Source organism: Lysinibacillus sp. FSL R7-0073, assembly GCF_038009065.1.
Classification (GTDB): domain Bacteria; phylum Bacillota; class Bacilli; order Bacillales_A; family Planococcaceae; genus Lysinibacillus; species Lysinibacillus fusiformis.
Map to the genome: position 1 here is coordinate 1,184,607 of NZ_JBBPAS010000001.1, position 24,268 is coordinate 1,208,874.

27 protein-coding genes are annotated in these 24,268 nt (G+C 37.9%); 23 read left to right on the forward strand and 4 right to left on the reverse strand.

The window, feature by feature from the left end:
• The first annotated feature begins 7 nt into the window (after nt 1–7).
• From rimP to MKY88_RS05675, 17 genes are all read left to right on the forward strand, one after another.
• Nucleotides 8–478: a ribosome maturation factor RimP gene (rimP, locus tag MKY88_RS05595; RefSeq protein WP_069480371.1), complete on the forward strand. Its 471-nt coding sequence runs from the start codon at nt 8–10 to the stop codon at nt 476–478.
• Between the two features lie 30 nt (nt 479–508).
• Nucleotides 509–1,648, forward strand: coding sequence for a transcription termination factor NusA (nusA, locus tag MKY88_RS05600; protein ID WP_193831189.1), 1,140 nt, complete (start codon nt 509–511; stop codon nt 1,646–1,648).
• A 136-nt stretch (nt 1,649–1,784) separates the two neighbouring features.
• The gene (rnpM, locus tag MKY88_RS05605; protein ID WP_036124041.1) at nt 1,785–2,063 is read left to right on the forward strand and encodes an RNase P modulator RnpM; all 279 of its coding nucleotides are present in this window, start codon (nt 1,785–1,787) and stop codon (nt 2,061–2,063) included.
• Complete coding sequence (locus MKY88_RS05610) at nt 2,060–2,368, forward strand: YlxQ family RNA-binding protein (RefSeq protein WP_008178997.1); 309 nt, start codon at nt 2,060–2,062, stop codon at nt 2,366–2,368. The genes rnpM and MKY88_RS05610 overlap by 4 nt, the downstream gene beginning before the upstream one ends.
• Before the next feature lie 14 nt (nt 2,369–2,382).
• Complete coding sequence (gene infB / locus MKY88_RS05615) at nt 2,383–4,653, forward strand: translation initiation factor IF-2 (protein ID WP_069480373.1); 2,271 nt, start codon at nt 2,383–2,385, stop codon at nt 4,651–4,653.
• Complete coding sequence (locus tag MKY88_RS05620; protein WP_008178987.1) at nt 4,653–4,931, forward strand: DUF503 domain-containing protein; 279 nt, start codon at nt 4,653–4,655, stop codon at nt 4,929–4,931. The genes infB and MKY88_RS05620 overlap by 1 nt, the downstream gene beginning before the upstream one ends.
• Nucleotides 4,932–5,008: 77 nt before the next feature.
• The gene (rbfA, locus tag MKY88_RS05625) at nt 5,009–5,350 is read left to right on the forward strand and encodes a 30S ribosome-binding factor RbfA (RefSeq protein WP_069480374.1); all 342 of its coding nucleotides are present in this window, start codon (nt 5,009–5,011) and stop codon (nt 5,348–5,350) included.
• Nucleotides 5,351–5,473: 123 nt separating this feature from the next.
• On the forward strand, nt 5,474–6,385 hold the full coding sequence (gene truB / locus MKY88_RS05630) for a tRNA pseudouridine(55) synthase TruB (protein ID WP_340813152.1): 912 nt from the start codon (nt 5,474–5,476) through the stop codon (nt 6,383–6,385).
• Between the two features lie 12 nt (nt 6,386–6,397).
• Complete coding sequence (gene ribF / locus MKY88_RS05635) at nt 6,398–7,348, forward strand: riboflavin biosynthesis protein RibF (RefSeq protein ID WP_008178983.1); 951 nt, start codon at nt 6,398–6,400, stop codon at nt 7,346–7,348.
• Nucleotides 7,349–7,501: 153 nt separating this feature from the next.
• Nucleotides 7,502–7,771 carry a 30S ribosomal protein S15 gene (gene rpsO, locus MKY88_RS05640; RefSeq protein WP_008178982.1) on the forward strand — a complete coding sequence of 90 codons (270 nt, stop codon included), beginning with the start codon at nt 7,502–7,504 and terminating at the stop codon, nt 7,769–7,771.
• Between the two features lie 386 nt (nt 7,772–8,157).
• Nucleotides 8,158–8,682 (forward strand): DoxX family protein, encoded by a 525-nt coding sequence (locus tag MKY88_RS05645; protein ID WP_340813153.1) that lies wholly within the window; start codon nt 8,158–8,160, stop codon nt 8,680–8,682.
• Nucleotides 8,683–9,128: 446 nt separating this feature from the next.
• Complete coding sequence (gene pnp, locus MKY88_RS05650) at nt 9,129–11,243, forward strand: polyribonucleotide nucleotidyltransferase (RefSeq protein WP_069480377.1); 2,115 nt, start codon at nt 9,129–9,131, stop codon at nt 11,241–11,243.
• Nucleotides 11,244–11,325: 82 nt separating this feature from the next.
• Nucleotides 11,326–12,549 carry a M16 family metallopeptidase gene (locus MKY88_RS05655; protein WP_069480378.1) on the forward strand — a complete coding sequence of 408 codons (1,224 nt, stop codon included), beginning with the start codon at nt 11,326–11,328 and terminating at the stop codon, nt 12,547–12,549.
• A 159-nt stretch (nt 12,550–12,708) separates the two neighbouring features.
• Nucleotides 12,709–13,707, forward strand: a complete 999-nt coding sequence (locus MKY88_RS05660) for an ABC transporter substrate-binding protein (protein WP_193831193.1) — start codon at nt 12,709–12,711, stop codon at nt 13,705–13,707.
• Between the two features lie 17 nt (nt 13,708–13,724).
• Nucleotides 13,725–14,717 carry a FecCD family ABC transporter permease gene (locus MKY88_RS05665; protein ID WP_340813156.1) on the forward strand — a complete coding sequence of 331 codons (993 nt, stop codon included), beginning with the start codon at nt 13,725–13,727 and terminating at the stop codon, nt 14,715–14,717.
• Complete coding sequence (locus MKY88_RS05670; protein ID WP_258267986.1) at nt 14,717–15,499, forward strand: ABC transporter ATP-binding protein; 783 nt, start codon at nt 14,717–14,719, stop codon at nt 15,497–15,499. The genes MKY88_RS05665 and MKY88_RS05670 overlap by 1 nt, the downstream gene beginning before the upstream one ends.
• 11 nt (nt 15,500–15,510) lie before the next feature.
• Entirely contained in the window at nt 15,511–16,005 is a 495-nt protein-coding gene (locus tag MKY88_RS05675) for a pyridoxamine 5'-phosphate oxidase family protein (protein ID WP_069480382.1), read from the forward strand.
• A 33-nt stretch (nt 16,006–16,038) separates the two neighbouring features.
• Here the strand turns inward: MKY88_RS05675 and MKY88_RS05680 are convergent, their stop codons facing one another.
• The 4 genes from MKY88_RS05680 to MKY88_RS05695 are packed head-to-tail and all read right to left on the reverse strand — an operon-like array spanning nt 16,039 to nt 18,514.
• A complete protein-coding gene (locus MKY88_RS05680; protein ID WP_340813157.1) occupies nt 16,039–16,653 on the reverse strand; it encodes an ABC-2 transporter permease in 615 nt (204 codons plus the stop codon).
• Nucleotides 16,654–16,663: 10 nt separating this feature from the next.
• A complete protein-coding gene (locus tag MKY88_RS05685; protein WP_328202954.1) occupies nt 16,664–17,290 on the reverse strand; it encodes an ABC-2 transporter permease in 627 nt (208 codons plus the stop codon).
• Nucleotides 17,291–17,292: 2 nt separating this feature from the next.
• A complete protein-coding gene (locus tag MKY88_RS05690) occupies nt 17,293–18,135 on the reverse strand; it encodes an ABC transporter ATP-binding protein (RefSeq protein WP_069480385.1) in 843 nt (280 codons plus the stop codon).
• 1 nt (nt 18,136) lies between these two features.
• Complete coding sequence (locus tag MKY88_RS05695) at nt 18,137–18,514, reverse strand: GntR family transcriptional regulator (RefSeq protein WP_008178959.1); 378 nt, start codon at nt 18,512–18,514, stop codon at nt 18,137–18,139.
• 141 nt (nt 18,515–18,655) lie between these two features.
• Here MKY88_RS05695 and MKY88_RS05700 point away from each other — a divergent pair, with 141 nt between their 5' ends.
• From MKY88_RS05700 to MKY88_RS05725, 6 genes are all read left to right on the forward strand, one after another.
• Complete coding sequence (locus MKY88_RS05700; protein WP_004224966.1) at nt 18,656–18,919, forward strand: hypothetical protein; 264 nt, start codon at nt 18,656–18,658, stop codon at nt 18,917–18,919.
• Between the two features lie 9 nt (nt 18,920–18,928).
• Complete coding sequence (locus MKY88_RS05705) at nt 18,929–19,708, forward strand: NAD(P)-dependent oxidoreductase (protein WP_008178957.1); 780 nt, start codon at nt 18,929–18,931, stop codon at nt 19,706–19,708.
• Complete coding sequence (locus tag MKY88_RS05710; RefSeq protein ID WP_008178956.1) at nt 19,702–20,292, forward strand: dipicolinate synthase subunit B; 591 nt, start codon at nt 19,702–19,704, stop codon at nt 20,290–20,292. The genes MKY88_RS05705 and MKY88_RS05710 overlap by 7 nt, the downstream gene beginning before the upstream one ends.
• A gap of 82 nt (nt 20,293–20,374) precedes the next feature.
• Entirely contained in the window at nt 20,375–21,412 is a 1,038-nt protein-coding gene (locus MKY88_RS05715; protein ID WP_036124081.1) for an aspartate-semialdehyde dehydrogenase, read from the forward strand.
• 13 nt (nt 21,413–21,425) lie between these two features.
• Nucleotides 21,426–22,325, forward strand: a complete 900-nt coding sequence (gene dapA, locus MKY88_RS05720; RefSeq protein WP_069480387.1) for a 4-hydroxy-tetrahydrodipicolinate synthase — start codon at nt 21,426–21,428, stop codon at nt 22,323–22,325.
• A 260-nt stretch (nt 22,326–22,585) separates the two neighbouring features.
• Nucleotides 22,586–24,253, forward strand: coding sequence for a ribonuclease J (locus tag MKY88_RS05725; RefSeq protein ID WP_069480388.1), 1,668 nt, complete (start codon nt 22,586–22,588; stop codon nt 24,251–24,253).
• Nucleotides 24,254–24,268: the final 15 nt, after the last annotated feature.

Sequence of the window (24,268 nt, forward strand, 5' to 3'; positions counted from 1 at the left end):
GGAAATAATGAGCAAAGTACCATCTTTAATTGAAGAGCTCGCTAAACCAATAGTAGATGAGTTAAATCTGGAGTTAGTGGATATTGAGTTCGTAAAAGAAGGGCGTAACTGGTTTTTACGCGTCTATGTTGATACACCAGAAGGTAGCATCGACATTGACCAATGTGCTCAAGTAAGCGAACGACTAAGTTTGTTATTGGATGAAAAAGATCCAATTACACAAAACTATTATTTAGAAGTTTCATCACCTGGAGCGGAGCGTCCATTAAAAAAGGATGCTGATTTTGAAAAGGCAATTGGTAAGTTTATTTATGTAAAAACCTATAAGCCCATTAAGGACATGAAGGAATTCCAAGGCTACTTAACATCCTACGAGGAACATACATTAGTGATGGAAGTGCGCATTAAAACGCGTAAAATTACAGTAACAATAGAACAAGAGAAAATCGCATTGGCACGATTAGCCATCGATTTTTAAGCATAATGCATATTTAGGAGTGAAAACAAAATGAGTAGTGATTTGTTAGATGCGCTGAATGCGCTAGAAGAACAAAAAGGAATTTCAAGAGATGTGTTAATTGAAGCAATTGAAGCGGCATTAGTCACAGCTTACAAACGCAACTTTAACCAAGCACAAAATGTTCGAGTGGACTTAAATTTAGATAAGGGCTCTATTCGCGTGTTTTCACGTAAAGATGTAGTGGAAGAAGTAGAAGACGATCGTCTACAAATTTCTTTAGAGGACGCAAAGGTTATTAACCCTGCTTATCAATTAGAAGATATCGTGGAACAAGAAGTAACGCCACGTAACTTCGGCCGTATTGCTGCACAAACAGCTAAACAGGTAGTAACACAACGCGTACGTGAAGCGGAACGTGGTTTAATCTACGAGCAATATGTCGATCGTGAAGATGATATCGTAACAGGTGTTGTGGAACGTTTAGATGCGCGAAATATTTATGTAGGTTTAGGGAAAGTAGAGGCTGCATTGCCAGTCAATGAGCAAATCCAAGGCGAAACTTATCATCCACATGATCGCATCAAAGTATATATTACAAAAGTTGAACGTACAACACGCGGTCCACAAGTGATTGTATCTCGAACACATCCTGGCTTATTACGTCGATTATTTGAGATGGAAGTACCTGAAATTTACGAAGGAATTGTAGAGATTAAATCGATTGCTCGCGAAGCAGGAGATCGCTCAAAAATTTCCGTCTTTGCACACAACGAAGAAGTTGATCCAGTAGGTTCTTGTGTTGGTGCTAAAGGTGCTCGTGTACAAACAATTGTTAACGAATTAAACGGCGAAAAAATCGATATCGTAGAATGGTCGGAAGATCCTGTTGTATTCGTTGCTAATGCACTTAGCCCATCGAAAGTTTTAGATGTTCAAGTAAACGAAGAAGAAAAATCTACAACGGTTGTTGTACCAGATTATCAATTATCACTAGCTATTGGTAAACGTGGGCAAAATGCGCGTTTAGCTGCAAAACTTACTGGCTGGAAAATTGATATTAAGAGTGAGACAGATGCTCGTGAATTAGGTATCTATCCATCTGCTACAAGCACTTTCGTACCTGCTGAGGATGAAGAAAGTGATTTTGATGAAGTGGCAGTAGATTTATATCAAGACGACGAAGAATAAGTAAGAAAGCCCGTGTGACGAGTTACCTGACAGTATTCAGTGGGCCCCCTACGCCGACTGAATACTGTCAGAGCGTCAAGTAGAGCACGACTTGTCCACCTCTTACGACAAGCTTCAGAGAGGAATGGTGATTCTTATGGCTGTTAACAAAAAAATACCTCTTCGTAAATGCGTAGCAACTGGAGAAATGCTACCAAAGAAAGAAATGATACGTGTTGTTCGTTCAAAAGAGGGCGAAGTAAGTGTAGATATCTCCGGGAAAAAACCTGGGCGTGGTGCCTATGTCTCTAAATCAGAGAAGGCAATCGATATCGCTCGTAAGAAAAATGTATTGGGGCACCAACTTGATGTGAAAATTCCTGAAGAAATTTACGAGGAGCTTATTTTGCTAATTCGTAGGGAGTCAATTTTATGATTAATCAAGCAATATTTAATTTGCTTGGAATTGCGGCAAGAGCCCGTAAAGTGATTTCAGGAGAAGAGTTAGTAGTAAAGGAAGTCCGCAATGGCAATGCTAAGTTAGTACTGCTTGCAAACGATGCTTCTAAAAACTCAAGTAAGAAAATTCAAGATAAGTGCACGTACTACAACGTTGAGTATCATGTAATTGGAGATCGTTACGATCTAGGACATGCTACAGGTAAGGAGGCCCGAGTGGCTTTAGCGATTACCGATAAGGGTTTTGCAAGTAAATTGTCTAGTCTACTCAACGAAAAATAATCGGGGGTGAGCAGATGACCAAAATCAGAGTTCATGAATATGCGAAACAAGTGAATAAAACGAGTAAAGAGGTTATTGAAGCACTTAGTAAATTAAATGTGAGTGTAACTAATCATATGTCTATGTTAGAGAGAGACATCGTGTCAAAGTTAAACCAAACATTTAAAGCAACACCTGAGAAAAATGTAGGAAAACAAGCAACTCAAAACATATCACAAAAACCTCAATCGAATGGTCAACAAAACCATTCGGTGAAAAAGCAAGAAGGTCAAAGGCAGCAATCTGCTACTTCTAAGCCTAAAGCAAATAATCAGCAACACTCAAATTCGTCTAACGAAAAATCTAAGAATACAAAAGGTAATCAAAACAGAAATATGACACAAAATAATAATAATAATAACAATAATAATAATCGTAGAGGTGGCGGTGGTTACAACCAACGTCCAAAACCAGGGATTCATGGAGGCAAACGTCGCCATCCGAAAACGCATCAACCATCAATACCACTTAAACAAAAGGAACTTCCAGAAAAAATTACTTTTGTTGAATCATTATCAGTGGCAGAATTAGCAAAAAAATTACACCGTGAGCCATCTGAAATTATTAAAAAATTATTCATGCTTGGGGTAATGGCAACAATTAACCAAGAATTAGATAAGGATGCAATTGAATTAATTTGCACAGACTATGGTGTAGAAGTGGAAGAAGAGATTCGTGTAGATATTACGGACTTAGAAACACACTTCGAGCAGACAGAAGAAGTAAATGAAGCTGAATTATCAGAACGTCCGCCAGTTGTGACAATTATGGGTCACGTTGACCACGGTAAAACAACATTATTAGATTCAATTCGTAATACTAAAGTGACTGCAGGTGAAGCTGGGGGCATTACACAGCATATTGGTGCCTACCAAGTAACAGAAGGTGACAAGAAAATCACTTTTCTTGATACACCAGGACACGCTGCTTTCACAACAATGCGTGCACGTGGTGCAAAAGTAACAGATTTAACAATTTTAGTAGTAGCTGCTGATGATGGTGTAATGCCACAAACAGTAGAAGCAATCAATCACGCAAAAGCAGCAGAAGTACCAATTATTGTAGCTGTGAATAAAATGGATAAACCGTCTGCAAATCCAGATCGTGTGATGCAAGAATTAACTGAACATGGCTTAGTTCCTGAAGCATGGGGTGGCGAAACGATTTTCGTACCAATTTCTGCATTAAAAGGTGAAGGCATTGACACATTACTAGAAATGATTTTACTTGTTGCAGAAGTAGGAGAACTAAAAGCAAATCCTGACCGTTTAGCTCTTGGAACAGTAATTGAAGCTCAGCTAGACAAAGGACGTGGTTCAGTTGCTACGCTGTTAGTGCAAGATGGTACATTAAAAGTGGGTGACCCGATTGTTGTCGGTCATACATTTGGTCGAGTTCGTGCAATGGTGAATGATAAAGGCCGTCGTGTGAAAGAAGCTGGACCATCAACACCAGTAGAAATTACAGGTTTAAATGATGTACCTCAAGCAGGGGACCGTTTTGTTGTCTTTGAAGACGAAAAAACAGCTCGTCAAGTTGGGGAAACTCGTGCGATGTCAGCTATCCAAGCACAACGTTCTGAAAAACAACGTGTAACGCTTGATAACTTATTTGAGCAAATGAGCCAAGGCGAAATGAAAGAGCTGAACTTAATCGTTAAGGCAGACGTACAAGGTACTGTAGAAGCAATGGCTGCTTCATTAATGAAAATTGATGTAGAAGGCGTAAATGTGAAAATTATTCACACTGGTGCAGGTGCCATTACGGAATCTGATATTTCTCTTGCTGCCGCTTCCAATGCTATTGTTATTGGTTTCAATGTACGTCCAGATGTCAATGCAAAACGTGCTGCAGAAGAAGAAGGCGTAGATATTCGTTTACACCGTATCATTTACAAAGTAATTGAAGAGATTGAGCAAGCAATGAAAGGTATGCTTGATCCTGAATTTGAAGAAAAAATTATTGGGCAAGCAGAAGTTCGCCAAACAATTAAAGTATCAAAAGTTGGTACAATTGCTGGTTCGTATATAACTGAAGGAAAAGTAACACGCGATTCAGGCGTTCGTGTAATTCGCGATAACGTAGTTATTTTTGAAGGTGAATTAGATACGCTTAAGCGTTTCAAAGACGAAGTAAAAGAAGTAGCAAGAGGATACGAATGTGGTATTACGATTACAAACTTCAACGATATTAAAGAAGGCGACATTATTGAAGCCTACATTATGGAAGAAGTTAAACGAGTATAATGATTGTATACGCAGAGGTTGAATTTATCATTCAAACTGCCCATTCGTTAAAAGAAAAACGTGCTGTCTTACAGCGTATGATTACCCGCACTAAGCAGAAGTTTAATGTTTCTATTGCGGAAATTGACCATCAAAACGTATGGCAGCGCACAAAATTAGCACTTGTAGCTGTTTCTTCATCGAAAGAAGCAGCTGAACGGGAAATTAATCACGCGCTCCACTATTTAGAGTCAAATCCGTCATGGGAACAGCTTAATGTGTGGCGAGACTATTTATAAGGAATAGTAGGTAGTTGAGATAGCTAAGTAGCATGAAAAGATCAACTATCTGTACATCGAAATAGAGGTGACAAATTATGTCTCTACGTTCAAACCGTGTTGCTGAGCAAATGAAAAAAGAGCTTGGTGATATTCTTGGCCGTAAAATTAAAGATCCGCGTGTTGGTTTTGTTACTGTTACAGGTGTTGAGGTAACTGGTGATTTACAGCAAGCGACTATTTATATTACATCTTTAGGCAATGAACGTGAACGTGAGGAAACGCTTAAAGCTTTAGTAAAAGCTTCAGGTTTCATTCGATCAGAAATTGGTTCACGTATTCGTTTACGACGCACACCAGAATTAATCTTTGAATTCGATTCATCGATTGAGTACGGAAACCGTATTGATACATTGCTAAAAGGTTTACACAAAGAATAAGCTGATAAAAGTCTGCCACTTGCATGTTCATGCAGGCAGGCTTTTTATCTTCATAAAGAAGATTTTTGACTTGGTAATAATGCTAGGTATATTTTATTTTAAAGGCAATTTGGGAGGATTTATATGAACGGTATTTTACCGCTTTGGAAAGAAAGAGGCATGACAAGCCACGATTGTGTCTTTAAGCTACGCAAAATTTTACGTACAAAAAAGGTCGGACATACAGGGACACTGGATCCAGGTGTGGAGGGTGTACTACCAATTTGTATTGGCCAAGCTACTCGAATTGCAGAATATTTAACAGATGCAGGGAAAACCTATGAAGCTATTATTTCCATTGGTCGTACAACGACAACGGAGGATGCAGAGGGCGAAACGGTTTCACAGGATCCTTCAGTTAAAAAGGTTTCTCGTGAGCAATTGCAAGTGGTTTTAGCTTCATTAACAGGTGTTATTGAACAAACTCCACCAATGTTTTCGGCTGTCAAGGTAAATGGTAAACGTCTCTATGAATATGCTCGAAAAGGAGAAACAGTTGAAAGACCGACTCGTCAAGTTACCATTTATGCTTTAGAGCTTCTCGATGAAAAAGAATCCTACGAGGGGCAGGAGATAACATTCCCAGTTCGTATCGCTTGTAGTAAAGGAACTTATATCCGTACATTAGCTGTCCAAATTGGGGAGGCACTTGGTTATCCAGCACATATGAAAGAGCTCGTACGTACTGCTTCAGGTACCTTTACGCGTGATAACTGTTTTACGCTAGCACAGGTGGCGGAGCTTATGGATGCAGAGCAGGTGACTACTTGTATTTTACCTGTCGAGTATGCATTAACAGACTATCCATATATTGAGATTACTTCTGCCAATGAAAAAGAAATTTTCAATGGACAAGTGCTTCCCGCAGATACATTGTTAAAGATACATGATAAAATTGTCTTTGGAATCAGTGGAAAGGCAGTTGCGGTTTATCAAGCTCACCCTACAAAGGCAGGTTTGATGAAACCACACAAGATGTTTCCGACGATAGAGTAGGAGGATTTTTCAATGGAGGTCATTCATTTAAAATACCCACATCAATTACAGCAAAGAGAAAGCATGCAGCCCTATTCATTAGCGCTTGGCTTTTTCGATGGTGTACATAGAGGGCATCAGGCTGTTATTAAGGCGGCAAAGGAAGAGGGAGAAAAGCGTCAAATTCCAAGCGCAGTAATGACATTTGATCCGCATCCATCATTAGTCCTTGGAGGGCGTAACGAAAAGGTTTTTTATATTACACTCTTACAGCAGAAATTGCAGCTTTTTGAAGAACAAGGCGTAGATACAGTATTTGTTGTCCATTTCACTTCTGATTTTGCTAAGCTATCTCCAGCCGCATTTATTGATACATTTATTCGTGGATTAAATATTCAACATGTGACAGCTGGCTTCGATTATTCATTCGGGGCATTTGGTAAAGGGACAATGGAAGATATGCGTGCATTAAGCAATGGTGATTATGGTGTGACAATTGTTGAGAAGAGAACGGATGATGTGGAGAAAATCAGCTCAACCCGTATTCGCCAACTTTTACAAGAGGGTGATATGGAAGCAGCGAGAACATTATTAGGACGACCATTTGAAATTAACGGAATGGTTGTACATGGTGATAAACGTGGTCGAACAATTGGCTTCCCGACTGCAAATGTCCAAGCTTTAGAAGGTACTTTTATTCCGGCAAGTGGGGTCTATGCTGTTCGTCTGCTAGTCCAAAATGCTTGGTATGATGGTGTCTGCAATGTAGGCTACAAACCAACGTTTAAAGATCCAAACGATAAGCAATTGTCCATTGAGGTTCATATTTTAAATTTTGATAAAAATATTTATGGCGAAGAAGTACATGTAGCTTGGTATAAACGTATTCGAAGCGAAAGAAAATTTGACGGTATTGATGCTTTAAAAACGCAAATCGAAAAAGATAAACAAGAGGCTATACAATATTTTAATGATCTACAATAGAGTCAACTAAGTAACGGTTTTTACTTGCTTGACCCAATCATTTATGGTAACATTCATAAGTGCATAATGCTCAACCTTAGCTCGGTATATCGAAGACTCCAACGTTTACTGTGCTAATGGGGATAAATAATTTTTCTTAGGAGGTCCATACAAATGGCTATTACAAAAGAACGTAAAAACGAAATTATCGCTGAGTACCGTACTCACGAAAGTGACACTGGTTCACCAGAAGTACAAGTTGCAGTATTAACAGCAGAAATCAATGCTCTAAATACTCACTTACGTACACACAAAAAAGATTTCCACTCTGAGCGTGGTCTTCTTAAAATGGTAGGTCGTCGTCGTCACTTATTAAAATATCTTCGTGAAACTGACGTACAACGTTACCGTGAACTAATCAACCGTTTAGGCTTACGTCGCTAATTACAGCGGGCTGTAGACAAACTTATGTTTTGTCTACAGTCTTTTTTTATTGAAAAATAGAAATGACCTTCTAGGGTAGTTCACTTCTCGTCTCCATTTTTATTTTGTTCGATAATAAGCCATAACTTTTTTACGCTCCGGTGAACGAGCTAGAAAAAACATGTTCTAACCAATAAAAGGGTGATATATTCTAATCACATTTCGCAACCAAATTCAACCAGACTATGTGAATCTGGCTTTATTGACCATGCGACAAAAGAAATAGAGTCGAATCAATGAACTAATTGAATAGTAGTTGTTTTTATTTAGCCATGAATGGCCTATAACAGCTTACTTCAGCTTGTGAAATGTGAAAACAAAATTTTATGGTGAGAAGGTGCAGTTGGATGGTTAACAAAATATTAAGAGAGAATAATATTGTTGCAGGGATTTTGACAATTATTCGCATCTATCTAGGTTGGCATTGGCTAACAGCCGGTTGGGGAAAATTGATGAATGGATTTGATGCATCTGGTTTTTTAGCAAATGCGATAGCAAATCCAGTGACTAGCGGTGAGGATTTAGCATATCCACTATACGTAAAGTTTATTGAAACATTTGCTTTACCCAATGCTGAAATCATTAATTTTCTTATCCCTTGGGGAGAGTTTTTAGTCGGCCTAGGGTTAATACTTGGATGTTTAACAACATATGCTGCATTTTTTGGGATGGTCATGAACTTCGCATTTTTAATGGCAGGTACTATATCAAGTAACCCTTGGGATATTTTACTCGCTATCTTTATAGCAGCAGCTGGTTTCAATGCCGGTAAGTTTGGATTGGATCGTTTCGTCATACCAGCTATCAGCAATAAGATCCAAAACGTAAAAAACAAAGATAAAATAGCTAGACCGCTGTCTAAAACTACATAATTTACATAAAAATATTGAAATGCCCCGTGAATGCTAGTTTGATGGGGCATTTATTTTAATTTTTCCCTCTTGACACACTTAAACTTTACTACATACTTAACTTTCTTTATACTAGTAGGATGTTGTATGACAAGTACCGTGTTATAATAAATCTATTGTGTATAGCCTGCACTTGAAATAATAATGTGAAGAAGCTTATATCTATTTACATACATTACTTTTCGTCAGGAAGGAATCAATTTAAGTCAATTCCATATAACAAAAGTATAAAAATGTTTTTTCAATAAAATATAGAAATAAATCTTAAATAAATTGGCAATAACTGAATTTAAATGTATGATTATTTCAAGAAATATTTTTTAGCATAGAACAAGCATTTTTGGTACACTTACAATTAGTACATACAGACGAAGTAAGTGTTTTTATAATAGAGAGGGGTTCATTGAATGAACGAAAAGAAAGTCTATTCCTACGAATGGGCTGGCCGTCCACTTGTAATTGAAGTTGGACAGTTAGCAAAACAAGCAAACGGAGCTGTATTAGTACGCTATGGCGATACTTCTGTTTTATCTACAGCCACAATGTCAAAATCACCAAAACCACTTGATTTCTTCCCATTAACAGTAAACTATGAAGAACGTCTATATGCTGCAGGTAAAATTCCTGGCGGCTTTATTAAGCGTGAAGGGCGTCCATCTGAAAAAGCTATATTGGCGAGCCGTTTAATCGACCGTCCGATCCGTCCGATGTTCCCAGATGGTTTCCGTAACGAAGTTCAAGTAATCTCTATGGTTATGTCAAATGATTCTGACTGTACGTCTGAAATGGCAGCAATGGTTGGTTCTTCATTAGCATTAGCTATTTCTGATATTCCATTTGATGGGCCAATCGCAGGTGTACAAGTTGGTTATATTGACGGGGAGTTCATTGTTAATCCAACAGTGGACCAATCGAACCAATCTACAATTCATTTGTCTGTAGCTGGGAACAAGGACGCTATCAACATGGTTGAAGCTGGCGCACTTGAAGTTCCAGAAGAAGTGATGTTAGAAGCGATTATGTTTGGGCATGAGGAAATTAAAAAAATTATCGCATTCCAAGAGCAAATTGTGGCTGAGGTAGGAAAAGAAAAGAAACCAGTTACATTATTTGAAATTGATGAAGCAATCCAAGCGGATATAAAGGCTGCTTGTGAGACTGATATGCATGATGCTATTCAAACTGCCGAGAAACATGCTCGTGATGAAGCGATTCAAGCTGTAAAAGATCGTATTATTGCTTCCTATGAAGAGCAAGAAGCAGATGATGATACGATGAAGCAGGTTTATACAATACTTGATAAGATGGTAAAAGATGAAGTACGCCGTCAGATCACTGAAGATAAAATTCGTCCAGATGGTCGTAAACTAGACGAGATTCGACCACTTTCTTCTGAAACAGGAATATTACAACGTACACACGGTTCAGGTCTATTTACACGTGGACAAACTCAAGCACTTTCTATTTGTACGTTAGGTGCGCTAGGCGATGTGCAAATTATTGACGGTTTAGGTGTCGAAGAATCAAAACGCTTCATGCACCACTATAATTTCCCTCAATTCTCGGTTGGTGAGACAGGACCAATTCGTGGGCCAGGTCGTCGTGAAATTGGTCATGGAGCTTTAGGAGAACGTGCACTGGAAGCAGTCATTCCTGATGAATCTGTTTTCCCATATACAATTCGTTGTGTATCAGAAGTACTTGAATCAAATGGTTCAACATCTCAAGCTTCTATTTGTGCATCCACATTAGCTATGATGGATGCTGGTGTTCCATTAAAAGCACCAGTTGCAGGTATTGCAATGGGCCTTATTAAAAAAGGTGAACATTATTCTATTTTAACGGATATTCAAGGTATGGAAGATCATCTAGGTGATATGGACTTTAAAGTGGCTGGTACAGCTAAAGGTGTAACTGCTCTACAAATGGACATTAAAATCGATGGTCTATCACGCAATATTTTAGAAGAAGCATTGACACAAGCTAAAGTAGGTCGTATGCATATTTTAGAATCAATGCTTGCGACACTTGCAGAGCCACGTGAACAATTATCTGAATTTGCACCAAAAATCGTGATTGTTAAAATCAATCCAGATAAAATTCGCGATGTTATTGGACCTGGCGGAAAACAAATTAATAAAATTATTGAAGAAACGGGCGTTAAGATTGATACAGAACAAGATGGTACAATCTATATTTCTTCTGCCAATGAAGAAATGAATGCACGCGCAAAACAAATTATTGAAGATATCGTACGTGAAGCTAAAGTAGGGGAGTACTACTTATCGACAGTGAAGCGTATTGAAAAATTCGGTGCGTTTTGTGAAATCTTCCCAGGTAAAGATGGCTTGCTTCACATTTCTGAAATTCAAGAGGAACGTACAAAGCAAGTGGAAGACGTCTTAAAACTTGGCGATCAATTATTAGTAAAAGTAATTGAAATTGACAAACAAGGTCGTGTGAATTTATCTCGCAAAGTAGTACTACAAGAGGAAAAAGAACGCGCTGAACAACAAAAATAATAAAGATAAAAGGCTGCGTCGAATGCGCAGCCTTTTTAAATAGCTTATCCATATAAAGAAATATATAGTTGGGGGAGATTTTTTGGTTCAAGTACATACATGTCAGAATGGTGTTCGTATTGTGTCAGAGCAAATTAACCATGTAAGATCTGTTGCTTTAGGTATTTTTGTTAATGCGGGTTCACGCTATGAACTGCCTGAAGAGAACGGTATTACACATTTTATAGAGCATATGTTGTTTAAAGGAACAACAACTCGTTCTGCTCGTCAAATTGCGGAAGAATTTGATCGGATAGGTGGAGAATTAAATGCTTTTACATCTAAAGAAAATACGTGTTATTATGCAAAGGTTTTAGATCATCATGCAGAGCTAGCAGTCTCCATTTTGGCTGATATGTTTTTTAATTCTACATTTGCAGAAGAAGAATTAGAAAAAGAAAGACAAGTGGTATTAGAGGAAATTTTAATGAGCGAAGATGCTCCGGACGATGATGTGCATGAAAAGCTGTGGAGTGTCATGTATCCAAATGATGCACTGGGCCGTCCGATATTGGGTAGTGCAGCTACATTAAAGACATTTACTGCAGAGGCGATTCGCCATTATATGGCCAAACATTATGGTCCAGAGTCAGTTGTTATTTCGATTGCGGGCAATATTTCACCTCAACTCATGGCAACGATTGAACGGTTATTCGGACAATATCAGCCTTCCGCAGTTGCGATTGCGCCTGTGCTGACAAATCCTTCATTTCATCCTGGAGAAATCTCGAAAATCCGAGATACTGAGCAAGCTCATTTAGCTATATCCTATCCGGCTATTGGTGTAAAGGACCCTAATATGTATAGTTTTATTGCGTTAAATAATATTATTGGTGGCAATATGAGCTCACGACTGTTTCAAGAGGTGCGTGAAGAAAGAGGACTAGCTTATTCTATTTTCTCTTACCAATCCTGTTATGCAGATGTTGGGGCGTTCACCATTTATGGCAGTACTAGCCGTCAGCAATTATCACAACTACAACATACAATTGATGCTACTTTACTCGATATTGTCGCAGGTGGTGTCACAGAAGAAGAGCTTGATAATGCAAAAGAACAGCTGAAAGGTAGCTTTGTTCTAGGGTTAGAGGGAACTGGTGCACGTATGAATCGAAATGGTACAAGTGAACTTGTTCATCGTAGACATCGTACAGTAGACGAGGTATTAGCGTCTATAGATGCTGTATCCATGGACTCAGTGGATCGATTGATTGCTAAAATTTTGAAAGCAGAGCCGGCTATTTCAATTATTGGACCAAGTGAATAAAATACCTCATCGTATGGTCTTAAAGGAGGTGTCTCAAATGATTATTGAGACACCTCCTTTTTATTTGTATTATCAATTAGACATTGTAATTATCAATTAACTCTGTTAGTATGAGTGATATTGAAAATCATTTTCATTTAAGCGGAGGAAATAGTAGATATGAAAAAATGGCTATATGTTAGTACACTTGCATTATCACTAGCACTGGTTGGATGCGCAGAACAAGAAGAGAAAGGTGCAGGCAAAGAAATTCAAAAAGAAGAAGTAACAAAGCAAGAAGAAGCTGCAGGTACTTCGACTGTCAAAAAAGATGAATTTCAAGATGGTGTTGATGAAGAAGCCTTTCAGAAGGCATTAGCAAGCTTTCCTACAACAGTCCCAGAAAAAATTGTGACGACATCAGTTCCTTTAACAGAAATGCTACATCTTTTGGAGATCACACCAGTAGGAGTACCAACATCGACAAATCCGATACCGTCAGACTTTGATTCCATTACTAAAATTGGTTCGCCAATGTCACCAGATTTAGAAGTTATTTCGAGTTTACAAACAGATTTGATTCTTGGAGCTTCTTCTTTACAAAGCTCATTAGATCAAGCACTACAGGGAATGAATCTCCCAACAGCTTATTTACCAACAGATTCGTATGATGACTTAAAATTGAGTTTTAAGGTGCTAGGTACATACTTTGGTAAGGAAGACAAAGCAAATGAAATATTGCAAAATCTTGTAGCAAAAGAAAAAGAGCTGGAGGAGCAAGCACAAGGAAAAGAACTACCATCTGTTATGCTCGTTATCGGAACATCTGATTCCTTTATGGTAATGAACGACAAATCCTATTTAGGAAGCTTAGTCGAAAGATTGGGAGCAGATAATATTGCGAAATCAGTATTAAAAGCAGAATCTACTTATTCACCAATGAATTTAGAAGATATTGTTGTAGCAGATCCAGATATTGTGTTTGTCTTAGCGTCTGGCGATCATGGAGCGAATGAAGATAAATTTAAACAAGAAATTGGAAAAAATAGTGCTTGGCAACAATTATCAGCATACAAAAATGACAAAATCTATATGCTTGATTACAGTATTTTCGGTGTCACATCTATTACAAATGCTGAGACAGCACTAACAACAGTTGCAGATTATTTCTATAAATAAGTTCGTGAGGTAGAGGTATGATTCATACAGCAAGAAGTCGCATGATTATTATCACGACATTTGTGGTAACCATATTAGCCGCAGTAATAGCAATTGGATTAGGTAGTGTCCATATTTCTATACCTAATATTTTATCGACCCTTATCAATGGTCGTGGTCAAGAGGGGGTATATACAACAATTATATGGGATATCCGCCTTCCCCGCGTGTTACTAGCTTTAATTATTGGCGCAAGTATAGCTATATCAGGGGCATTACTGCAGGCAGTCATGGGAAATCCATTAGCAGATCCAGGTTTAACAGGGGTAACAAGTGGTGCTGCAGCATTTGTATTGCTTATCCTTTTAGCAAATCCAGAATTAACTCATTTGATTCCTATCGCAGCCTTTATTGGTGGTTTAATTGCCGCAGCAATTGTCTATGCACTTGCCTGGAGACGGACAGGTATTACCCCAATCACCATTATTTTATCAGGGGTTGCAGTAAATGCATTGTGCGGGGGCGTCATTGGATTTTTATCGATTCTATATAGTGATCGTCTACCATCGGCAGTACAATGGATGAATGGTAGTCTCGCTGCAAAAGGAAATGCATCGCTGCATATGATTTATTTGTACGCCATTATAGGCTGGATACTATCCATTTTTGCGATTCGTAAAGCTAACATTATCCGTTTGGGTGATCAGGTCGCTACTAATTTAGGGGAAAGTGTAACACGTATTCGTATTCTGCTATCAATTCTAGCTGTCTTTTTAGCAGCGATATCTGTTGCTGCAGTGGGGATGATCAGTTTTGTTGGATTAATTGTACCTCATATGGCGAGATTATTAGTTGGTTCTGATTATAAATACATGTTGCCTATGAGTATGGCCTTGGGGGCGATTGTTTTATTGGTTGCCGATACGGGCGGGCGGACATTATTTGCACCACTTGATATTCCGGCAGGTATTTTAATGGCGGTAATCGGTGGACCTTACTTCTTATACTTAATGAGAAAGAGGGCGTTTTAATGTTAAAAATTGAACAGCTATCCATCAGCTATGAACAAAAGGAAGTTGTCCATAATTTTTCATTTGAAGTGGAACAAGGCGAGATTCTATCGATTATTGGACCGAATGGCTCTGGAAAATCAACGATATTAAAGGCGATTGCACGGATGCAGCCGTACAGTGCTGGGAATATCCTATTTGAAGGAGAAAATATGCGTCGACTATCCTCAAAGGAAATCGCACGCAAAATGTGTATGCTGAGTCAGCAAAACCAAGCTCCGAGCGATATTTCTGTCAAAAGTTTAGTGGCCTATGGTCGATATCCGCATAAAAAGTGGTTTGAACGCCTGAATGCAGAGGATGAGGCAATTATTGATTGGGCATTAGAAAAAACCTATCTTTCCCATTATAAAGAAAAACCAATAGCCGCTTTGTCTGGTGGCGAGGCACAGCGAGCATGGATTGCCATGGCTTTGGCACAACGGCCACAAGTCTTATTATTGGATGAGCCCACGACCTTTTTAGATATTGCTCATCAGCATGAAGTGCTAGAATTAGTACGGGAGCTTAACCGTGATATGGGTATGACAGTTGTAATGGTGCTCCATGATTTGAACCAAGCCTCTAGTTACAGCGATAAAATCGTCGTTGTAAAGGATGGTAAGCGAGCACATATAGGGACACCGGATGAAGTTATGACTGAACAAATGATCCAACAAATATATCGTATGGAAGCTGAAATTCAATATGTATCTTGGGATAATGCTCCGAGAATTCAATTAAAAAATACGGTTAGAGTATAGGGGGAAATAATATGCCAAAAGCAATTGATATTGAACAAGTAAAACAAAATTATGAAAGCTTTATACAAAGTAAAAAAAACTGTGTGTTAAGCTTCGTGAATGGGGAAGGGAAGCCTTTTAGTAGTACTACGCCTTTTGTGCGACTCAACGGAAAGTTTTATGTTTATATTAGCCAAGTAGCAGAGCATTACCAACTCATGGATCAATCGGAAGTGGTTGATTTAATATGTGTAGCAGATGAGGCCGTAACAGCCAATCCATTTGCTCCAGAGCGAGCACGTTGGCAATGTGTACCGAAAAAATTAGGGAATGAAGGTCATGAGGATATATTTGCGACATTCGATCAACTGTTTAATGCAAAAATGATGGAGTTGTTGCGTTCACTTGATTTTTCATTATTCGAACTAACGCCAATAGAGGGGCGCTATGTTGTTGGATTTGGGAAAGCCTTTACGATTGATATTGCTAATGACACATTAATTCATGTAGTTGTAGATAAAAAATAGGTTGCCTTAAGGGCAGCCTATTTTTTTGAATGCTTAAAATATTTCTCGTGTCATCAATAAATGAAGACATTTTTGAAAAACTAACCAGCTACTAATGATACTTATAAGCGTTGGGATTAACAAGATGATAAGATTCCCTGCTACTAGTGATAAATAAAAATGAACAACCGAATTAAGAGTTATAATTAGCACTGTAGCTGTAAGCATCCGTAAAGATCGCATTTTCTCCGTTTCCTCGAGCTGTTGAATATAAAATTGACTAGAAAGAAGAAAAAAAGAGCTACTGATAAAACCAAAATACATGGCAAAATGGCCAATAAAATTTGTAGACGCTTCAGTCTGTGAAAAGTACAATGGTGCAATTAAAATATAGAGACTTAAAACAAAGGCATAGCAAAAAAGGAAATCCGACTGTAATTGGACTTTCTTTGAGAGAGGCAAGTTATTAACATAAACTTCCCATTTTACTTGACGATCCCCTTTATATAAATTTTCAACAAGGCTAGCGGAAACAATTACAACAAATAGACAAATGAATGGGCTATCTAAATAAGGCAAGCGTATGAAATAAAGAACGAAACAGATAGTGATTGCAAAAAGGATAGTCCATCTTTGTACGATAAGTCTTTGTACGAATAAGGCACGCATGGAATCCCCCCTAGAATTCTTTTCGTTTATAGATTTCTGTAGAAATGAGTGAGGAAAGCCACAGTAACAGAAGTCCAGCGAAAGGTGTAAAATAGATTAATTGCTTTAAATCTAAAAATGTCATAATTATTGTGGGTATAGCCCCTTTAAACATCCCCACTAAAAAGCCAGGGATAAAACAAAGTGCAATCAGAACCATTCTTCCTTTGAGAGAGCCATATTTAATATAAATAGGTAAAAAAACGGCTAACAGACAAAGGGCCGATGTTACAATCATCATAAACGTAAGGAAAAATTGAGCAGTCATCTCATTATTGCTCAATTGATGAATAAGAAAAATGATTGGTAGAGCAATGACAAGACCGATTAGCATTAATAACACACTTAGTAAGTATTTACTAAGCACAATATCAGCTTTTGTAATTGGAAATGTATTAGCGTATTTATCCCAGTTGCATTGTTCATCATACGCAAGGGCAGTGATGGCTTGAATGGTAACAATAAAAACAATAACAGCTAAAAGCATAGAAGTTTCTCGCATAAGAATAGCCATAATAAGGAGAAAAAGTATGACAAATAATTGTGACTTCATTTGACGCTGAATGGTCATAAAATCTTTTACTAGTAAACCAATCATAATTAAATACACCCTTTCACGAAAAATAGCATAATATCTTCGATAGAGGGTCTTTCAAGTTTAAAAATCTCATTTACTTCCTTTTTAAGTACTAATGCCTCGATTCCAAATACGCCATTGCGCTTTCTTATAATCGCATGCTCAGGTAATTCGTTTACCTCCTCAAGACTTCCTTTGAAAATGCCATACTCATATAAAAGGGCATCTTTACTTTCACTCAATAAAATTTCTCCATTATGAATAAGGGTGATATGGTCGGCTATTTTTTCTAAATCACTTGTAATATGGGAGGAAAAAAGAATACTGTGTGTTTCATCCTGCATAAATGCTAAAAATAAATCTAAAATTTCATCGCGAATAATGGGGTCCAGACCACTTGTTGGTTCATCTAAAATTAAGAGTTTCGGATGATGGGACAATGCTAAAGCAATTGATAGCTTCATTCTCATGCCTCGCGAAAGTTCCTTTATTTTTTTCTTCTTTGGCACGTTAAATTGAGCTAATCGTTCAAAGTAGTAATCTGTATCCCATGTTTTAAATACCTTTTTCATAATTTTGTCAAGCTGAGTCGCAGTCAACGTTTCGGGTACGTGTAATTCGTCAAAAACCACGCCAATGTCATTTTTTATCGATTGTTCATGTTCGACATGATCTTTATTAAAAAGTAATATATCGCCGTATTCTTTTTTTACTAAATTAAGCATGCACTTAATCGTTGTGGATTTTCCAGCACCATTTTCTCCAACAAAGCCCATTACTGTTCCTTGAGGTACTGAAAAACTTACATCTTTTAGTGAAAAACCTTCAAATCCTTTATGTAAGTCATGAATTTCAATGGCATTCATCTTAATGATCCCCCTCTAACATTAAAGTGACTAAATCTTGTAATTCTTCATTTGATAGACCAGCTGTTTTCGCTAATTTTACGGCTTTCAGCACATGTTCCTCTACTTGTCGCAAGAGCTCCTCACGAAGGAAATCCTGGTTACGTTCCGTTACAAAGCTTCCCTTCCCAGCGACTGTTTCAATAAAGCCATCCCGTTCTAAGTCGGCATAGGCACGTTTGGTAGTCATTACGCTTATTTTTAAATCTTTAGCTAAAGCACGAATGGATGGTAGGGCATCACCTGCTTGCAATTTATTAGCTAGAATGGCTTCTTTGAGCTGGATGGTGATTTGCTCATATATGGGCTTATCACTGGCATTGCTTAAATGGATATGCAAAATCCTCACCTCTTATAACTGTATATACACACTATATACAGATTGGGGCGGAAATGCAATATATTCCTACTTTTGGTAGGGGGCACGATTTACAAAAACTCGGCATATATTGAGGTAACGGCTCAAGGAGGGAGATGAGAAATGCTACTATCTGAGATGGTGGATAAAGAGTTAATTCAAATTGAGGGTGGTGTACATTTTGGCATCCTGGCTCATACAGAATGCCTATTAGATGTGCAAACAGGAAAAATACATGGTTTTGAGATTGTCAAAGATAAATTACCTTTCCAAAAAAAGAAAATGAAGGTTAGTGAAATGATACCTTGGCACGAAATTATATTAATTGGTGAAGATCGAATTTTATTTAACAAGACATCTACAGTACAGTCAGAATATTTACAGTGAGGTGAGCTTTTGGAAAACGAAAAATGGCTCGTTATCGGTGAGGACTCCAGATTAAAAGAACTAGCAACAATGTTAAGAAGTCCATCGAGAACAGTGTTTTATAAAAGAACGACAGTTTGGAACGAGGAGTTAAATAAACTTGTTTTAGAATTTCAACCAAATAAAATTATTCTACCTATCCTGCCTTTAAAAATAGAAGTAGAACAGCTATATGGTATATCACAGGTTAAATTCTATACAGGTCGTTTAACTATGCACTGGAAGCATCTGCTAGAAAAAAATGAATCCCTTTGCTATTTGCAACAAGAATCGTTTATTTGGCAAAATGCTAGATTAACAGCAGAGGGGTTTATCGCCACGTTTTACGGACTCGAGCAAAAATGTATTTACGGACAAAACTTTACAATTGCAGGTTTCGGACGTATCGCAAAAATGCTCGCTTCTTTACTAGTTAAAATGGGGGCAAATGTTCATATTGTTGCACGTTCGGTTGTACAAGTGAGTGAAGCTAAAGCATATGGCTATAAAGCTACGGACTTAGATGATCGTTTATGGTCAATTAATGAAGGTACATTTATTAATACCATTCCAGCTAAATGGATTACAGAATCGTTTAAAGATCATGTTCCAGCAGTTTTATATGATTTAGCCTCAGAGCCAGGCTGTTTGGATATAGATGCTGAGCAACTTCAAACATATGTACTGTTGCCATCATTGCCTGGGAAATACTTTGCACATGATGCTGCTGAAATTCTGTGCAAGGCCATAGAGGAGGAAGAAAATTGTTAACGGGGAAACGAATTGGCCTAGGTATTACAGCCTCTCATTGTACGTATGAAGATGTCATACCTAAAATTCAAAATTTTATGGATGTTGGTGCAACGGTTATACCAATCATTACCCATTCCGTTTTACATGCAGCTACACGCTTTGGTACAGGGGAGGAATGGATTGCAAAAATAGAAGCTTTAACTGGAGAAAAAGTTATTTCTTCTATAAAAGAAGCGGAGCCATTTGGTCCATCCAATCCACTGGATGCAATGGTAATCGCTCCAATGACAGGTAATAGTATTAGTAAGTTTGCCAATGCGGCTACAGATAGCCCTGTTCTTATGGCAGCAAAGGCAACTTTACGTAATGGATCACCTGTAGTGTTAGGAATTTCAACAAATGATGCACTCGGCTTAAATGGAATAAATATAATGAAGTTGTTAAATGCCAAAAATATTTACTTTATCCCATTTGGTCAGGACTCTCCTCACTCCAAACCAAATTCTCTAATTGCTGATTTTGACCAAATGGTAGATACTGTTCATGCAGCAATTACGCAGAAAAAGCAATTACAACCGCTGTTGATACAATATTTCAAATAAATCATAGATTACACACAATTTTCAGTATTTTTGTGATACAATAGCACACATTATGGAACTTGTATTCAAGGAGAGATGACAGATGACAAAGCAGTTAACAGTTGCGGTTGTTGGAGCAACAGGAGCAGTAGGATCAAAAATGATGGAGCAATTAATCAAACGAAAATTTCCAATAGGGAACATTAAATTTCTAGCATCTGCACGTTCAGCAGGAAAATCAATCGAGTTTAATGGTCAAACATATACAATTGAAGAAGCGACACCTGAAGCTTTTGAAGGCGTCAATGTCGCTTTATTCTCAGCTGGTGGTTCAGTATCAGCTGTGCTTGCACCCGAAGCAGCAAAGCGTGGTGCGGTAGTTATTGATAATACGAGCCATTTCCGAATGGATCCAGAGGTACCACTTGTTGTACCTGAAGTGAATCGAGGCGATCTGGCGAAGCATAAAGGGATTATTGCAAATCCAAACTGCTCGACAATTCAAATGGTAGCTGCACTTGAGCCAATTCGTAAAGCATTTGGATTAACAAAAGTGCTTGTTTCAACGTATCAGGCGGTTTCAGGTGCAGGTATTTCTGCTATTGAAGAATTAAAAACACAAAGCGCAAACTGGGAAGCAGGTAGGGATGTAGAAGCAAATATTTTACCATCTGGTAGTGATAAGCGCCATTACCCAATCGCTCGTAATGTCATTCCACAAATTGATAAATTCACAGATAACGGATTTACATACGAAGAAATGAAAATGATTAATGAGACGAAAAAAATTATGCATGCACCAGAGCTAAAAGTTGCTGCTACTTGCGTTCGTGTGCCGGTCGTTTCAGGTCACTCAGAGTCTGTTTATATTGAGGTAGAGAAAGAAACATCAATCCAAGAGATTTTTGACGTATTACGCAATGCACCAGGTATAGTATTACAAGATGATATTGCAACACAAACCTACCCAATGCCTATTTATGCAGAAGGGGAAGACGCTACTTTTGTAGGACGTATCCGTCAAGATTTAGACAACAAAAAAGGATTCCATCTATGGATCGTTTCTGACAATCTATTAAAAGGCGCTGCATTAAACTCTATCCAAATTGCAGAAGCAATGCTTGAGGATAACTTACTATAAGAGGGGTGTAAGGATGAATTTAGGTCGAATTGGAACGGCTATGATTACGCCGTTTAAAGATGATGGCACGATAAATTATCCAGAATTAGAACGTATTATTAATCATTTGATCGACAATGGTACAGATTGTATTGTTGCTTGTGGTACGACTTCTGAAAATCCAACAATGTCTACTGAAGAAAAAATAGAGGTTGTTCGTTTTACAGTAGAAAAGGTAGCTGGTCGTGTGCCAGTTATTGCTGGTACAGGGGACAATGAAACAGCATACTCTATAGCCATGACCCATAAAGCAGAAGAAAATGGAGCAGATGGCATAATGCTTGTAGCTCCTTACTACAATAAACCAAATCAACGTGGGATCTTTGCTCACTTTGAAACGATTGCTAAACAAACGAGTCTACCAGTTATGCTTTATAATGTCCCTGGGCGTACTGGTGTGAATGTGGCCTATGAAACTTCTGTTGCATTAAGTAAGATTCCTAACATCGCTTGGATTAAAGAAGCAAGCGGCAATTTGGATCAGATGGGTGATGTTATCGAAAATGTTGATCCAGATGATGATTTCTTAGTGTATAGCGGAGATGATGGCCTAACATTGCCACTAATGGCGATTGGCGGGGCAGGCGTTATTTCTGTTGCTGCTCATGTAGTAGGCAATGATATGCAATTAATGATTAAAGCGTTTGAAGAAGGAAATCATAAGCTAGCAGCCAAAATTCACCGAGCATTATTACCTCTTGTACGTGCGCTGTTCGCTCAACCGAACCCTTCACCTATTAAATATGCGATGACAAAACTAGGCTTTGATACACTCAATGTTCGTTTGCCAATGATGGAAATGACTGATGAAGAGAAGGTAAACTTTGACAACATTTGGGATACGTATCAAGAAAAAGCGAGAAGTTTTAGATAAATAAAAACGAGGCTGATCATTCAAATCAGCTTCGTTTTTTATTTCAGAAATCCATAACTTCTCATCCTCAAAAATACTCTAATGACTCTATTTATATAAGGAATCCAATATCTGCCTTTCCATCTACTAGGAATAATGAAAAGATAAGAAAATATATTTCTGATGTGAAACATGTATTTTTAATTTGTGCAAAAGCTTAGCAAACCGTATAATAAATGTTAAGTGGTTGCTGTTCGGGATATTTTTTAGGAGGAAATAAATTGACAAAAAAGAAAAATGAATTGATTCGAATCATCCCTCTTGGGGGTGTGGGCGAAATTGGAAAGGCAATGTACGTAGTAGAAATTGATGAAGAGCTATTTGTAGTAGATAGTGGATTAATGTTCCCAGAGGACGAGATGCTAGGCATAGATATCGTGATCCCTGACATTACGTACTTAGAAGAAAATAAAGAGCGTGTGAAAGGTATATTCTTAACACACGGACATGAAGATGCAATTGGCTCTATTGCCTATGTATTGCAAAAAATAAAGGCACCAGTGTACGGCTCAAAATTAACAATTGCTCTAGCAAAGGAACATTTGAAAGAATTACCTGCACCACATCAGGTAAAGTTTTTTGAAGTAACAAACCGTAGTCGTATGAATTTTAACTCAACGTATGTAACATTCTTCCACACAACACATAGTATTCCCGATTCGTTAGGGGTAGTGTTCCATACATCTGAAGGCGCGATTGTTCATACAGGAGAGTTCAAATTCGATCAATCGGCGACAGGTAAATTTAAACCTGATTTAGCGAAAATGGCCCAGTTAGGGGAAGACGGCGTCTTTATTCTATTATCTGAGTCTTGCGAAGCTGAGCGACCAGGTTATACGACATCGGAAATTGTTATTGAAGAACAATTATCAAAAACATTCCATTCAGCACCAGGTCGGATTTTAGTAGCTGTTTATGCATCGAATTTTATCAGAATTCAACAAGTATTTGCTCAAGCTCAAAAATCATTCCGTAAAGTAGTGATTGTCGGGAAGCCATTAGAAAAGGCTGTAGATTTAGGTGTACAGCTTGGCTATTTAACGGTCGAAGAAGATACCATTATTTCCATTTCAGAAATGCAAAAATATCAAGACGATGAAATTATCATTATTACAACTGGTAATAAAGGGGAGCCTTTAGATGCTCTAGAAAAAATCGTACGTAAGCATCATCGTGACATTAAAATTAAGCAAGGTGATACAGTTTTAGTTACATTTACGCCTTCTCCTGGTATGGAAGTGCAGATGGCTAATACGATGAACTCCATTTCTAAAGCTGGGGCTGAAATTCTAACTTCTAGCAAAAATGTGCACGTATCAGGTCATGGTAGCCAAGAAGATTTAAAGCTTATGTTAAATTTAATGCAGCCAAAGTATTTTATTCCTGTTCAAGGGGAATATCGTATGCTGATTGCTCACTCTAAGTTAGCTCAACAGCTGGGCATGCAAAAATCCCAAATATTTATCGCTGATAAAGGGGATATTGTTGAATATAAAAATAATAAAATGCGCATGAGTGGACGTGTACAAGCTGGTAACGTCTTAATTGATGGAATCGGTGTTGGCGATGTGGGGAATATTGTTCTTCGTGATCGTAAATTATTATCACAGGATGGTATTTTCATTGTGGTCGTGACATTAAATCGTGCTCAAAAGAAAATTGCGTCTGGTCCAGAAATTTTATCACGCGGCTTTGTATATGTTCGAGAATCAGAAGAGTTAATGGTCGAGGCATCGGACATCGCAAGAACTGTCATTGAAAAATATGTAGGGAAAGATACATTTGAATGGACGAATATTAAGCAAGAAATTCGTGATACTTTAAATACGTACCTATTCCAGAAAACAAAGCGTCGTCCAATGATTATCCCAATCATTATGGAATATTAATACAAATGACTCATC

Bases quoted from the DNA above. Each gene is read 5' to 3' on its own strand.
- rimP (WP_069480371.1), top strand. From the start codon at position 8: ATGAGCAAAGTACCATCTTTAATTGAAGAGCTCGCTAAACCAATAGTA.
- nusA (WP_193831189.1), top strand. From the start codon at position 509: ATGAGTAGTGATTTGTTAGATGCGCTGAATGCGCTAGAAGAACAAAAA.
- rnpM (WP_036124041.1), top strand. From the start codon at position 1,785: ATGGCTGTTAACAAAAAAATACCTCTTCGTAAATGCGTAGCAACTGGA.
- MKY88_RS05610 (WP_008178997.1), top strand. From the start codon at position 2,060: ATGATTAATCAAGCAATATTTAATTTGCTTGGAATTGCGGCAAGAGCC.
- infB (WP_069480373.1), top strand. From the start codon at position 2,383: ATGACCAAAATCAGAGTTCATGAATATGCGAAACAAGTGAATAAAACG.
- MKY88_RS05620 (WP_008178987.1), top strand. From the start codon at position 4,653: ATGATTGTATACGCAGAGGTTGAATTTATCATTCAAACTGCCCATTCG.
- rbfA (WP_069480374.1), top strand. From the start codon at position 5,009: ATGTCTCTACGTTCAAACCGTGTTGCTGAGCAAATGAAAAAAGAGCTT.
- truB (WP_340813152.1), top strand. From the start codon at position 5,474: ATGAACGGTATTTTACCGCTTTGGAAAGAAAGAGGCATGACAAGCCAC.
- ribF (WP_008178983.1), top strand. From the start codon at position 6,398: ATGGAGGTCATTCATTTAAAATACCCACATCAATTACAGCAAAGAGAA.
- rpsO (WP_008178982.1), top strand. From the start codon at position 7,502: ATGGCTATTACAAAAGAACGTAAAAACGAAATTATCGCTGAGTACCGT.
- MKY88_RS05645 (WP_340813153.1), top strand. From the start codon at position 8,158: ATGGTTAACAAAATATTAAGAGAGAATAATATTGTTGCAGGGATTTTG.
- pnp (WP_069480377.1), top strand. From the start codon at position 9,129: ATGAACGAAAAGAAAGTCTATTCCTACGAATGGGCTGGCCGTCCACTT.
- MKY88_RS05660 (WP_193831193.1), top strand. From the start codon at position 12,709: ATGAAAAAATGGCTATATGTTAGTACACTTGCATTATCACTAGCACTG.
- MKY88_RS05665 (WP_340813156.1), top strand. From the start codon at position 13,725: ATGATTCATACAGCAAGAAGTCGCATGATTATTATCACGACATTTGTG.
- MKY88_RS05670 (WP_258267986.1), top strand. From the start codon at position 14,717: ATGTTAAAAATTGAACAGCTATCCATCAGCTATGAACAAAAGGAAGTT.
- MKY88_RS05675 (WP_069480382.1), top strand. From the start codon at position 15,511: ATGCCAAAAGCAATTGATATTGAACAAGTAAAACAAAATTATGAAAGC.
- MKY88_RS05680 (WP_340813157.1), bottom strand. From the start codon at position 16,653: ATGCGTGCCTTATTCGTACAAAGACTTATCGTACAAAGATGGACTATC.
- MKY88_RS05685 (WP_328202954.1), bottom strand. From the start codon at position 17,290: ATGATTGGTTTACTAGTAAAAGATTTTATGACCATTCAGCGTCAAATG.
- MKY88_RS05690 (WP_069480385.1), bottom strand. From the start codon at position 18,135: ATGAATGCCATTGAAATTCATGACTTACATAAAGGATTTGAAGGTTTT.
- MKY88_RS05700 (WP_004224966.1), top strand. From the start codon at position 18,656: ATGCTACTATCTGAGATGGTGGATAAAGAGTTAATTCAAATTGAGGGT.
- MKY88_RS05715 (WP_036124081.1), top strand. From the start codon at position 20,375: ATGACAAAGCAGTTAACAGTTGCGGTTGTTGGAGCAACAGGAGCAGTA.
- dapA (WP_069480387.1), top strand. From the start codon at position 21,426: ATGAATTTAGGTCGAATTGGAACGGCTATGATTACGCCGTTTAAAGAT.